The sequence below is a fragment of the Streptomyces sp. NPDC060198 genome, from assembly GCF_042728415.1.
Classification (GTDB): domain Bacteria; phylum Actinomycetota; class Actinomycetes; order Streptomycetales; family Streptomycetaceae; genus Streptomyces.
The window spans coordinates 1-11300 of the sequence record NZ_JBHWZJ010000234.1 but is presented as its reverse complement, the minus strand read 5'-3'; the positions used below and the strand labels follow the sequence as shown (position 1 = coordinate 11300).

The window sequence follows — 11300 nt, the reverse complement described above, 5'->3', positions numbered from 1 at the left end:
GCCGGTGAGGGGAGACACGGCCGCGCACCCGGGGTTGTGGGGTCAGGCGGCGCGCTGCTTCGGCGGCGGCGCACCGGCCCGGCGGGTCGCGAGGTCATACCGCTGCCTCGGGGTCAGACCGCCCCGAATGCCCTGGCGGGTCGACGCCCCCGTGCCTTCCTCCTCATCGAGAGCGTCGCCGAGGCAGTCCTCGCGGATCAGGCAGGCGAGACAGATGGCCTTGGCCTCGGCTCGGGCTTTGTCCGCCGTGTTCGTCCGTCCCTCGGGAAACCAGAGGTTGGTGTCCATGCCTCGGCAAGCGGCGAGGTCCCACTGCACGTTCGTCATGCCGCCACCGCCGTGATGCTGTCGACCCAGGCGAGGGCCTCGGCGTCGAGCCGCTGCCGTGCGCGGGTCACCGCGACGTACGCGAGGCGCCCCTCCTCACGCGGGAGGAGGATGAGGCCGGTCTTGGGGTCAGGCTTGGGGGCACGGAAGTCGCTGTGAATCCGCACGCGGTTCCACTCGCGGCCCTTCGCCTTGTGCGCGGTGGAGACGACCAGCTCGGCGCGACCCTCCGCGACCAGCGCGTCGGCCGCCGCGAGGATGGGCCCGGTCCCGTGTTCGTTGATCAGCTTCACGAGTACCTTCAGCGAGCCGTCCTCCTCCTCGGCGTACTCGCACACCGCGTCCCAGGACGGAAACCCCATGAGCTCGGGGTGGTCGGTGACGCCGCCGGACTGGAGCGCCTCGGCGGCCCACGCGAGGGCCTTGATGTCCCCGCCCCCGCCGACCAGGGCGACGGAGCGGCCGGCGGACAGGCCCTCCATCACGATCCCCATGGCGCCCGAGTTGCTGCGGCAGAGGATCGCGTCCGGGGCGGCGACCGGTCCGACGGTCGACTCGGCCTGCTCGTACCCGGTGAGGCGGAGGGGCGCGTCGATGACCCGGAGCCACCGGTTCGCCTCGGCCGCGATGGCCGGACCGAAGCGGAACGACTGGCTGAGCGTCAACTCCGGCGCTCCCAGCGTCCGTACGAACTTCTGGAGGGCGTCATTCGCGCCGCGCCAGCTGTAGATCTGCTGGGCGGAGTCCCCGACGGCGATCCGCTGCGCGTGGTCCTGGTCCAAGAGGACGGCGGACAGGACGTCGTTGGTGTCCTGCGCCTCATCGAGGAGCACCACGTCGGTCTGGAGCTTCGGACCGCTGAGCGCCCACATCTTCAGGTAGTGGTCGTGGCTGAGTTTGAGCACGCCGGTCTCGTCGGTGAGGTCGGCCCACGCGGCGAGCGCGACGGGCAGGACCAGGGCGAGGAGCTCGGTCCGCGGCTGCTCGCCGGTGAGGCCGTCGTACTGCGGGACGTGCTTCGCCCAGATCTCCGGATCGGAGCTGTGGCACCAGCGCTCGATGGTGTCGAGCACCACCCGCATGATGATCTTGCCGGTCATGGCCTTCCGGGCCCCGGCGTCGGTCGGGATCGACGGGGTCGCGCCGATGATGCCGAGGATCCGCTTCACGTCGATCGCCTGAGCGGCGGCGTGCGCGGTCTGCCGGGGCCGGTTGAGCCGAGGCATGTAGACGGGGTCGAAGGCCAGGCCATGCCCAGTCTTGGCCAGCACGTTGTTGGGGAAGGACCGGGCCGCGTCGGCGGCGATGGCCTTGTTGTACGCGACGTACGTCATCCGTCGGCGCGGGTCCGAGGCGGCGATCATCTTCAGCGTCGAGCTCTTCCCGCATCCGGCGCCGGCCTGGAGCACCAGGTCGATGCCGTCGCCGTACGTGTCGATCGCGTCGCGCTGTTCCGGGGTGGGGTCCACCACTGGGGTGTCCTCCTCTCTGGGGTGGGTGCGGGCCCGGCCGGGGGGTGAGCGGCCGGGCCCGCAGTCAGTGGTGGATCAGACGGAGACGGACTCGCGAGCGGCTTCCAGCAGCGTGTTCAGGTGGTCTCGGAAGCGGTCGGCGGCACCCTCGCCGGTGAAGTCGGCCAGGGTCTCGATGACGACCGACGCCTCCCCGAACGTCAGGTCGTTCTGGGTGGGGATCTGGCGGCCGACGATCAGGCTGATCGCGCGAAGGCGGCGCTCGCGGTCGCTGTTGTCGAAGCCCAGTTCGGCGAGGGTGGCGAAGATCTTCCGCGACTGAGGAGCCGTCACCGCCTCGCCGCCGGCAGCCGCCGCCTGGCCGTCGTTGCTGGGCGCGGCAGTGGCGTTGCCGGTGCTCGGGGAGGAGCCCTCCGGTGCCTTCTGCGGCGCGGTCCGGAGCGCCGTACCCCGGGCCTTGATCAAGTCGCCGAGCGTCGTCATCTCGCTGGTCTCCGGCACGAGACGTTCGACGCCGAGCCACCCGCCCGAGTCCGCGCGCCGGTGCAGCTCGATCGCCCGGTCGTACGTCATGAAGTCGTCGGCAAGCAGGTGGCTGACCACGTCGCCGAGGCGCTCTCGCAGCAGAGAGTCCAGAGTGATCGGCTCAGCGGTGCCGGGGTGGAGGACGTTGGCCTGGCGCAGATTGCGGCGGGCCGCGTCGGCGGAGAGCTGGAGAACAGCGTCCAGGGTGAGATCGGCGGCGGTGGCCGCGTCCACGATCACGGCGACCGGGTCCACACCCTGTCCGAGCTGTTCGAGGATGATCTCCGCGAGTTCCTCGCCCGGGTGGTGGACGGTGATGTCGGCGAGGGGTTCGTACCGGGTCTTGGTCACGGTTCCGGTGCCCGCCACCATGTCGATGACGACGTCGACTTCGTACTCAGCGCCCTCACGCTGGACGGTTTTCACCCCAACCTTGGTGACTTTCTTCCCTTCCATCTCGTAGTCGTTCTTCGTGCGCATGGTGACGATCACGTGGCCGGGGAATCCGAGCAGGGCGTCGAGCATGTCCTGCTCCAGCTCGTTGACTGGCGCCCAGGCCGTGTAGCTGCCGCCGAAGTGGCCGGGCTTCTTGGATTCCTGGTCGACGCGGGCGAGCAGGCCGCCCTTCCCGGCCCAGAAGTGCGACCAGCTGTCGACCATGAGGACGGCGAGGCGGGCTTCCTCGGCGGCTCGGACAGCTGCAATCAGGTTTTCCGGCGAGCAGAACGCCATGGGCAGGTGCACGAACTCGTGACCCCCCAGGTCGGGGCGGCCGGGAACCGGGGCGTACTTGAGAGCGGACCCCCGCTCGGTGTCGACGACGCCGATCGTGCCGCCAGCGGCGAGCGACTCGGCGAGGCGGAGGGCGGTCTTGGTCTTGCCGGATCCGCCAGGACCCTGGAGGGCGATGCGGGCCTTAGCGGTTTCGCGGGAGGCGGGGGCGAAGGTGAACGTGCTCACGGGTTGCTCCTGGTGCGCTGCTGCGGGGTGGTGGTGAGGCGGCCGGTGGCGGTCGCGGCGACGATCCAGTCGAGAGCCCGGTGCATCGCCCCGTACTGGCGGTCGAGGACCCGGCGTCGGCCGTGGGTGTCGCGGGGGCTGTACCGGCACACCTCCTTGATGTGCTGGAGGAGGCCGGTGGCGAGCTCTTGGCCGAGCTCGCGGCGGAGGTCGGCGAGCTCCGCCGCCGCCTGGTCGGCGGGCATCCCACCAGCGGTGAGGTTCCGGTAGATCCGGGAGTACGCGCTCACTGGCCACCCCCGACGCGGAGTTCGGCGAGCGCGGACCCGTACGCGGCGCAGTGCCACGAGCAGAACAGTCGCCTCGGCTCCGTGGACCCGATGACCTCGATCACGACCCAGCCCACGGCCCGGCGGACGCTGCCCGACTCGGCACCGCAGTTCGGGGTCGCGCACTGCCGACCGGACGGACGGATCTCGCGTCCCGGCTTCGGGGCGCCGGTGAGGCCGGCGTTCCAGGTCTTCGCGGTCTTACTGGCGGCCATCAGGCACCGCCCTTCGCCGTGGCGAGCTCGCGGACCGGGGTGAGCGGGCCGACGAGCTCGACGATCCCCGCGAGGGTGCACCGCTCGGGCCGCCCGTCCTGGGACAGCAGCGGCATCCCCTCGGCCGTCTCTTCACCGTGGTGCCACCAGGTGTCGCCGGTGATGTCCCGCAGGCCGAGCGCCAAGTCGTAGACGACTCCGGCGTACCGGTACGGCCGCGTCGCGCGGGGGGCGGCGGCGGGTGCGTCGGAGAGCTCCGGCATGTCGTACGCGAGGACACTGACCGGCACGCCGTCCCACGACGTCCGCCCGTACGCCACGTACTCGCCGACCGTCACCTGCTCCGGGGCGATGCCCAGGGCGGCCATCCACCCCGTCCACCGGTCCCGCTCGACGATGTGGAGGGTGATGACCACGGTGTCGCGGTCGACAGTGACGCGGGTGACCTCCGGCTCGGCCCCGTACTTCGTGGCGGTGGCGGTGGCCAGGGTCTGGGCGCGCTCGCACGCTCGGTCCCAGGCACTGGCCTCCCGCTCCAGGTCAGTCACCGGCGGAGCGTCGGGGGTGGGGAGGGACGGGGCCCAGCCCGTGGCGGGGGCAACCGGCGCCCACCCGGCCGACGTCCTCCGAAGGACGGTGCCGTACGTGCGCTCCGGGTCCACCAGCAGGCCGGCGCCGTTTAGGGCGTGCGCGATGGCAGCGGCGATGTCAGCGCCCCCACCGGCGAGAACCTGGCGGACGAGCGTGGTGGTCGCGGGAAGGTTCCGATTCACGATTCCGCACCGCCGTCCAGCCGAGCCCAGAACTCAACGGTGATGTTGGCGATCACGACGGTGGCCTCCAGGTCGAAGCCCCTGCGGTCCGAGCTCAGGGCCACGGCATCGGTCGCCACGGCGAGGGTCTCCCGCCACGTCTCGAAGTCCGGAGCGCTGTTCAGCTGGACGATGAGACGGTTCGGGATGTGACTCGGGACGGTGATGTACGCGCCCGGCAGGGTGGGGTGGGCGGTAGCCAGGGTGGTGAGGACCTGGAACTGGGCGAGCTGTGCGGCCATGTCGCTCATGCGGCCACCGCCAGCCGAGAGCGCAGCGACGCCATGCCCCGGTACGTGAGGAGCTTGATGCTGCCCTCGGTCCGGCCCATCACGGTCGCGGTCTCCGCGATCGACAGCTCACCAAGGAACCGGAGCCGGATGGCTCCGTACTGCTCGGGCGTGAGCTTCAGCAGCGCGGTGTGCACGGACTCGACGGCCAGCGCGCGGAGCCCGGCGGCCTCGGCGCTGTCCACGGTCGTGTCGACGTCGAGGATGTCGCCGACGACGGTCTCCAGCCGGGCCCGCGCGGACCGGAAGTGGTCCGTGATCAGGTTCCGGGCGATCGTGACCAGCCAGGCGCCGAAGTTCCGGCCCTGCCAGGTGAACGAGGAGATGCGGCGCAGCGCGCGGAGGAACGTCTCCTGCACGAGGTCTTCGGCGAGATGCACGTCACAGACGCGGAGCCGGATGTACCGAGACAACTCGGTGTGGTGCTCGTTGTAGAGAGAGGCGAACGCCTCCCGGTCGCCGTTGCGGGCGCGGACGAGGAGCTCCGGCTCCTCCGCCCCCGGCGGGGTGATCTTGGGGCTAGCCTGTGTGGTCAAGGCCTGCCTCCGTTCTGCTGTACGGGTGGGTTGGGTCTCGGGGTCGTCCGGTGGTGCGGGCGGCCCCGTAGTGCGTTCAGGCGGAGATGCGCTCGTGCTGGTCGCGCATCGCGGCGAGCACGGCGCGCGGGTCGAAACGCCTCGACCGGCCGACGTAGATCAGGCCGGGCCAGAGACCGCCGGCCTCCCGCGCCTGCTTGATCTGCGCGTCGATCCAGCTCGGGCTCTTCCGCAGGAAGCGGGAGAGCTCGTGCTGGTCCATGAGCTGGTCCGGCAGAGTCCTCGTCGGGCGGCCCGACTTTCCGGAAACCGGAATCGCCGATCGACTTGTAGATGTAGATTCCACAAGCGTGAGGATGACCGGCTCGAAGAGCGCGGTGACCTCCTGGTCGAGGGCCAGGGAGATGAGTTCGGCGGCCCGGTCGGAACAGTCCTCGCGAGCGCTCTTGCCGCGTCCGGCGATGAATCCGACGTACGCGGGACTGAGGCCCCGGCCGGTCGGGTCCAGCTCCTTCGTTCGGGCGGCGAGGTGCGGGATGTCCAGCCCGGCCGCCTGTATGGCGGCACGGAGCGGGCCGCCCTTGTCCAGTCGTCGCATGGTGGTGTCCTCCGGCGCATGGCCGAATAGGGGTCACGCGGGCCGTGGTGACCTGCGCTATCTACAGAATGCATGTAGATGTAGATCGAGTCAAGGGGTGTCTACCCGTGGTGAGGGCATGCCGCACGGGGGCGCGCAGGGGTTATGTAGGTGCGCCGGGGCGCTCCGGGCATCCGGCCATTCGGGGCGGATCTACTTGCGCATGTAGATGCGGATACTGGAAACTCCGTGTGTGACTACAGGCCCGAGCACCCCCGGCGACTCCGCGCGCGCCGCCGAGGACCCCGCCCCCGCAGGCGAGGACCTGGCAGCACTACTCACCCGCGCCCTCGACCAGGCACCCGGCAAAACTCAGAAGGACTTGGCGGCGGCCGCCGGCATCAAGTACCCCACCCTCAATGCGTGGATGAACCGCACGCGGGGCACGTCCCGGATCAACCCGGACGACCTCCGCGCCCTCGCGAACATCCTGCGCAGCTGGGGAGTCGAAACCAGCCCCCGCCAGATTTTCGAGGCCGCCGGCCGCCCCGTGCCGGGGCCCACTGACGCCGAGCGAGAGCACCGTCTGCTGGAGATCTACCGCCAGCTGCCGACGCGATCGCAGCGGGCACTCGTCCAAACCGCTGAGGCGATGAGGCAGGCGGCATCAGCCGCGTAGTGGGTCAGAGAGGGGTGAACCGACGGCTCCGAATGCATATGCCGAAACGCCTGTGCATGGTCCACATGTCGATGTAGATTCAACGTCCCGCTGTCCTCCCGTAGCGGCCAACGCAGTTCGCGCGCCCTGGGGGACACCTATGTGCATTCTCATCACCACCGCCACCGACCAGGCGGAGACCGCCATTTGGGACCCGGACGAGATCACCATCACCGTCCACGGGGGCACCCACCCGCACGACCTGATCAGAGACCTCGCGGATCTCCTGGTTGACCTCGGCGCACCCACCACCACCACCACCGCCACCGGCAGCGGTCTCGCCTGTTTCTGCGGCGACCCCATCACCATCCCGCAGGAGGCCATCGCCGCCGGCCCGCTCTGATCAGGAGTACCGCCGTGCAGAAGAAGCAGGCCACGCCCCCGACCCGCAACCCGCGGCCGAACCCGTCGATGCGGTGCGGCTGCCCGCCGTGCCTCGCGAAGTACCCCGGCAACCGGCCGCCGGTCGAGGAGCACGTCGGGTCGTGGGAGGCCCGCTACACCGACCCGACAGGCAAAGGGCGCTCGAAGAACTGGCCGTCGGAGACCGCCGGCATCGAGTTCCTGGAGCAGGTCCGTACGGAGTTGCGCCAGCGGACGTGGCTCGACCCCGCCCGGTCCGAGATCACGCTGTGCGCGTGGCACCGGTTGTGGTGGCCGACGCAGACCGGGGAGGAGACCACCCTCGACCGGGACAGCCGGAGCTACCGGAACCACATCGAGCCCCACTTCGGGTCCCTGAAGCTCTTCGAGTTCAGCTGGCTCGGCATCCAGACCTGGGTCAACCAGCTGCACGACGAGAACGGTGGCCCGCTCGCTGCTTCCTCCGTGGTGAAGGTGTTCCAGATCCTCGACCGGATGCTGGAGGCCGCGAAGCGCGACCGGCGGATTCCGTTCAACCCGGCCGAGGGCGTCAAGCTGCCCCGGGTGAAGAAGAAGCACCCCGAGGACCGCAGGCCCCCCAGCTACGCCCAGCTCTGGCTGATCCGCGCGGCCCTCCCCAACTACATGCACGCGGTGCAGATCGTGGCCCAGGAGACCGGCCTCCGCTGGGGAGAGCTCGCGGGCCTTCGCTGGTGCTACGTCGACCTCGTCCGCCGCGTCATCCACGTCCGCGAGGTGCTCACGGAGGTGAAGGGGAAGATCAAGCGGAAGGTCTACCCCAAGAGCGACGCTGGCCTCCGCACGGTGCCGATCACCGGCCTCGCTCTCCGGGTGCTCCGCGAGCTCCTGGCCGACGAACCCGACGCCAGCACGAACCGCTCCGGACCGGACGACGGACTCTGCCCGGCCGAGCTCGTCTTCCACGGCCGGAACAAGATCCGACGCGGCTCGAAGCGCGCGGGGACACCTGGCGAGCCGTACCGGGCCCCACTCCGGCGCAGCGCCTTCCGCCGCCTCTGGACCACCGCCCTCGAGGAATCGGGTGTCGGCAGGAAGACGACGCGGAAGGTGACCGTCGAAGAGGCCGACCCGGACACCGGCCGCGTGCGGAAAGTGCAGCGGGAGCGGACCGAGTGGTGGCCGGCGTTTCACGACCAGCGGCACAGCTTCGCGTCACGGCTGCACGACCGCGGGGTGCCGGAGGTCATCGCCCAGGAGATCCTCGGTCACGAGCGAGCGGGGAAGGTCACGTGGCTCTACACCCACGCCGCAGCGGATTACGCGGGCCAGGTCCTCGCGGCGCTGGAGGAGAAGAAGCCAGGTCAGACCGGTGTGAAGAAGCCGCTCCACTTGGTCGCATAATCTTTGGAAACAGGTGTTGCGTACAAGAGTTGGCCTCTATGGTCCGACTTATGCACCTTGACCCTGAGCTCCTGGCGCTCTCCTCGCGTAAGTGGATGGACGCGGCCTTCGCGGCCTTCGCTGAGGGGCCGTCTTCGGAAGGGATGGCGGTCCATCACGCCGCGGTCGCCACGGAGCACCTACTGAAGGCATTCTTGGCTCGGATCCATCCGTCGCTGATAGTCGAGGGAAAGGACTTTCTATCGCTCCTCTATGCAGCGGGCCATGGCGAGCTACGTCAGGTCAAAGGGTCGCAGGTTAAGACAATTCAACTGGGTGAGGCATACGAACGGGCGCGCGTCCTCTTGCCCGGAATCCCTCCGCGCCCACGAGGCCCCTGGCCCCTCGCTGATGCACGCAACGGCGTTGCCCACGCTGGGTACCACGACAGAGATGAGGTCATTGGGGTCTTCGTCAGTTCCATCAAGGCGATCGACCCTTTGCTTGCCGAACTCGGCATCGGCGCTGACTACTGGGGGCCTCACGAGGCGATGCATGACAAGCTGCTTCAAGAAGAGGGAGAGGCGGCTCGCATTCGGTTGGAGCAGAAGCTCGCCAAGTCTCGTCGGGTCTTCGCGGAGAGGTATGCGCATATTGGTGATGGACTTCGGGAACTCGTACTCACCACTGTGGCTAGCTTGATCACCCCGAAGTTCCTCAACGACTACTGTGTGCGCGCAGTCTGTCCGGCATGCTCGTCAGAGGGGTCGTCGGAAGGCTTGGTCTACGTGGACAGAGAGAGGTGGGTAGTCACGATGACACCGATCTTCTTTGATTGCGCCGCGTGCGACCTTCACCTTGCAGTGCCTGAACTCAGTCTTGTGGCTTCCCTCGCGGATGACGTGGACCTGGAGATGCGGCCTGAGGACTACTACTCGCGCTTGCCAGGGGGGGACCATGACGTCGATGCTGGCCAGCGACCGGACGAGGGACCGGATGAGAGCGACTATCTGGACTCGGGCCTATGAGCTCCCCCGGCGCTGTTGCCGGCCGCGAGCGCTACCCCGTGGCTACCCCAGGACTACCCCAGCGAGACAGTGTGCCGGGCAGGGATCTACGAGTGCCGGGCAATGTAGATCGGTGTAGGGCTAGGCTGGGCGGACTTGCAGGGTGACCTGCGGGGTTCCTTCGTGTAGGGCCGGGTCCTGATAAGGATGAGGCCACAGGTTCAAATCCTGTTAGCCCCACCAGTACGAAGGCCCCCCACCGGAAACGGTGGGGGGCCTTCGGCATTCGGGGGCGGGCGTCGCTCCGGGAGCGGTCGTTTCCCCCGGGGTACGGCGCACACGGTCGTGTTCCGGTGCTGAGGCCGGGCGCCTGATGCCGGGTGGCGGGCGCCTGACACCGGGCCGTCTCCGGCCTCTCCCGCGTTCCTGCCCGGGCCTGCTCGGCGCCGGGCGGGCTACCCGCGGCCGGCGGCCAGACTGGCGAGCAGGGCGGCCCCGGCGCCCAGGACGAGCAGCTGCACGGTGCCGCACGTACGCCGGCGCAGGAGATGGAAGCCGCCACCCGTGACGAGCGCGGCGCCGAACAGGAGCCACGTCGCGCGCACCGCCTCGCTGGGGGCGTCGGGCGGGTTGTCGTCGTCGTAGGAGTCGGCCCACCCGGTCATTCCGTAGCGGAACACCAACCAGCCGATGACGATCAGGTCGACGACGAGGAGAACCACACTGATGCCGGCCTGCCGGCCGGTCGACGGTCGACTCCGTTCCACGGCAACCACCTCTTCGCCTGCCGAACCCCTGCCTGCCGTACGCGTTCCAGCGTGCTCGGGCGCGCGACGACGCGCATGAGCACGGCTACTCAGTCCGGGGCGCGTGGGGCAGGGGGTGCCGGGCACACGGGAAGGCCCCCGGCCGGTGGGTACCGGGCCGGGGGCCTGAAGTCTCTGGTGGTGCGGGCCGTCAGGGAGGGGGGAGCGGCAACTCGCCTTCCGAGGCACCGTAGTCGGTGCGGGCGGTTTCGGTGCCGGGGGTGCTCGCGGTGTCGGCGGGCAGGTGCCTGGTGGCCGGTGAGGAGCCGTGCGCCTCGGCGCGGATGCGCTGCTTCATCGTCGGTGGGAGCGCCCTGTCACGCGGAAGGGTCCATCGGACCGACGGGGTGGTCGCGGTTGCCGCGGTCGCACCCGTGTGCTCCTGGGTCGTGGTGTGCGTCGGCTGCTGCTCCGTGGCCGAGGCGTTCGATGCGGCGAGGCCGAGGGAGGCGAGGAGGGCGAAGAAGGCGGTGATGAAGGCGGTCCAGAGATTCTTGACCTTGAAGGCGCTCATGGCCCCTCACTTTCAGGTGGTCCGGTTTGCTTACCTTTCTGATGATGTGGATGTCGAAGCGCATTTCTGGGAGCGACGCCACCGGTGCGCCGATCTTCTGATGAACACCACTCGTATGGTGCAACCGGGCTGGTGGAACGTCCCAGGACCTGTCAGTGGGGCCGCCAAAGGGTTTCCTCGAGGGCGGTCCGAGGGCTGCGCGGGCCTTCGGGATCGCCCGGGGCGGGGCCCTCGGCGGGGGCTCGGGCAGGTCACCGATCGGTATCGGCCGGTGTGTATAGTCGGGCGGCAGAAGTCCCTTAAAACCTAGGAAAGACGAGGTCGCGCGGTGAAGAAGCTTCTCCTGGTCGCACTGGCCGCCATCGGCGGGCTCCTCGTGTACCGCCAGATCCAGGCGGATCGCGCCGAGCAGGATCTGTGGACGGAGGCGACCGACTCCGTGCCCGCAGGTCCGGGCGTGTGAGACGACGCAGTCCGTGAGAAGCCC

General features: G+C 69.4%; 16 protein-coding genes. 5 read left to right on the top strand and 11 right to left on the bottom strand.

The annotated features are described in order from the left end of the window. Positions 1–42: 42 nt before the first annotated feature. The 9 genes from ACFWEP_RS24310 to ACFWEP_RS24270 form a co-directional block, all read right to left on the bottom strand. Entirely contained in the window at positions 43–327 is a 285-nt protein-coding gene (locus ACFWEP_RS24310) for a WhiB family transcriptional regulator (RefSeq protein ID WP_387372847.1), read from the bottom strand. Next, entirely contained in the window at positions 324–1799 is a 1476-nt protein-coding gene (locus ACFWEP_RS24305; protein ID WP_387372845.1) for a UvrD-helicase domain-containing protein, read from the bottom strand. Before ACFWEP_RS24305 ends, ACFWEP_RS24310 begins: the two co-directional genes overlap by 4 nt. Before the next feature lie 75 nt (positions 1800–1874). Then, positions 1875–3284, bottom strand: a complete 1410-nt coding sequence (locus ACFWEP_RS24300) for an AAA family ATPase (RefSeq protein ID WP_387372844.1) — start codon at positions 3282–3284, stop codon at positions 1875–1877. Further along, on the bottom strand, positions 3281–3574 hold the full coding sequence (locus ACFWEP_RS24295) for a hypothetical protein (protein WP_387372842.1): 294 nt from the start codon (positions 3572–3574) through the stop codon (positions 3281–3283). The genes ACFWEP_RS24300 and ACFWEP_RS24295 overlap by 4 nt, the downstream gene beginning before the upstream one ends. Then, on the bottom strand, positions 3571–3828 hold the full coding sequence (locus ACFWEP_RS24290; RefSeq protein ID WP_387372840.1) for a hypothetical protein: 258 nt from the start codon (positions 3826–3828) through the stop codon (positions 3571–3573). The genes ACFWEP_RS24295 and ACFWEP_RS24290 overlap by 4 nt, the downstream gene beginning before the upstream one ends. Next, on the bottom strand, positions 3828–4601 hold the full coding sequence (locus tag ACFWEP_RS24285; RefSeq protein ID WP_387372838.1) for a BN159_2729 family protein: 774 nt from the start codon (positions 4599–4601) through the stop codon (positions 3828–3830). The genes ACFWEP_RS24290 and ACFWEP_RS24285 overlap by 1 nt, the downstream gene beginning before the upstream one ends. Continuing rightward, complete coding sequence (locus ACFWEP_RS24280; RefSeq protein WP_387372836.1) at positions 4598–4891, bottom strand: hypothetical protein; 294 nt, start codon at positions 4889–4891, stop codon at positions 4598–4600. Before ACFWEP_RS24280 ends, ACFWEP_RS24285 begins: the two co-directional genes overlap by 4 nt. After that, positions 4888–5466 carry a sigma-70 family RNA polymerase sigma factor gene (locus ACFWEP_RS24275; protein ID WP_387372834.1) on the bottom strand — a complete coding sequence of 193 codons (579 nt, stop codon included), beginning with the start codon at positions 5464–5466 and terminating at the stop codon, positions 4888–4890. Before ACFWEP_RS24275 ends, ACFWEP_RS24280 begins: the two co-directional genes overlap by 4 nt. A 76-nt stretch (positions 5467–5542) precedes the next feature. Continuing rightward, a complete protein-coding gene (locus tag ACFWEP_RS24270; protein ID WP_387372832.1) occupies positions 5543–6064 on the bottom strand; it encodes a hypothetical protein in 522 nt (173 codons plus the stop codon). Between the two features lie 232 nt (positions 6065–6296). On the opposite strand from ACFWEP_RS24270, the gene ACFWEP_RS24265 reads away from it, so the two are divergent. From ACFWEP_RS24265 to ACFWEP_RS24250, 4 genes are all read left to right on the top strand, one after another. Continuing rightward, entirely contained in the window at positions 6297–6722 is a 426-nt protein-coding gene (locus ACFWEP_RS24265; protein WP_387372830.1) for a helix-turn-helix domain-containing protein, read from the top strand. Positions 6723–6861: 139 nt separating this feature from the next. Beyond that, a complete protein-coding gene (locus tag ACFWEP_RS24260; RefSeq protein WP_387372829.1) occupies positions 6862–7104 on the top strand; it encodes a hypothetical protein in 243 nt (80 codons plus the stop codon). 14 nt (positions 7105–7118) lie between these two features. Next, entirely contained in the window at positions 7119–8507 is a 1389-nt protein-coding gene (locus ACFWEP_RS24255; RefSeq protein ID WP_387372827.1) for a tyrosine-type recombinase/integrase, read from the top strand. 50 nt (positions 8508–8557) lie between these two features. Next, a complete protein-coding gene (locus tag ACFWEP_RS24250) occupies positions 8558–9514 on the top strand; it encodes a hypothetical protein (RefSeq protein WP_387372825.1) in 957 nt (318 codons plus the stop codon). A 434-nt stretch (positions 9515–9948) separates the two neighbouring features. Here the strand turns inward: ACFWEP_RS24250 and ACFWEP_RS24245 are convergent, their stop codons facing one another. Both ACFWEP_RS24245 and ACFWEP_RS24240 read right to left on the bottom strand, forming a co-directional pair. Then, positions 9949–10260, bottom strand: a complete 312-nt coding sequence (locus ACFWEP_RS24245) for a DUF6234 family protein (RefSeq protein ID WP_387372823.1) — start codon at positions 10258–10260, stop codon at positions 9949–9951. 190 nt (positions 10261–10450) lie between these two features. Then, a complete protein-coding gene (locus tag ACFWEP_RS24240; RefSeq protein WP_387372821.1) occupies positions 10451–10813 on the bottom strand; it encodes a DUF6344 domain-containing protein in 363 nt (120 codons plus the stop codon). A 328-nt stretch (positions 10814–11141) separates the two neighbouring features. Here ACFWEP_RS24240 and ACFWEP_RS24235 point away from each other — a divergent pair, with 328 nt between their 5' ends. After that, positions 11142–11276, top strand: a complete 135-nt coding sequence (locus tag ACFWEP_RS24235; RefSeq protein ID WP_219818897.1) for a DLW-39 family protein — start codon at positions 11142–11144, stop codon at positions 11274–11276. Positions 11277–11300: the final 24 nt, after the last annotated feature.

Coding starts and splice junctions, on each gene's coding strand:
- ACFWEP_RS24310 (WP_387372847.1), bottom strand. CDS start 327: ATGACGAACGTGCAGTGGGACCTCGCCGCTTGCCGAGGCATGGACACC.
- ACFWEP_RS24250 (WP_387372825.1), top strand. CDS start 8,558: ATGCACCTTGACCCTGAGCTCCTGGCGCTCTCCTCGCGTAAGTGGATG.
- ACFWEP_RS24280 (WP_387372836.1), bottom strand. CDS start 4,891: ATGAGCGACATGGCCGCACAGCTCGCCCAGTTCCAGGTCCTCACCACC.
- ACFWEP_RS24270 (WP_387372832.1), bottom strand. CDS start 6,064: ATGCGACGACTGGACAAGGGCGGCCCGCTCCGTGCCGCCATACAGGCG.
- ACFWEP_RS24290 (WP_387372840.1), bottom strand. CDS start 3,828: ATGGCCGCCAGTAAGACCGCGAAGACCTGGAACGCCGGCCTCACCGGC.
- ACFWEP_RS24240 (WP_387372821.1), bottom strand. CDS start 10,813: ATGAGCGCCTTCAAGGTCAAGAATCTCTGGACCGCCTTCATCACCGCC.
- ACFWEP_RS24260 (WP_387372829.1), top strand. CDS start 6,862: ATGTGCATTCTCATCACCACCGCCACCGACCAGGCGGAGACCGCCATT.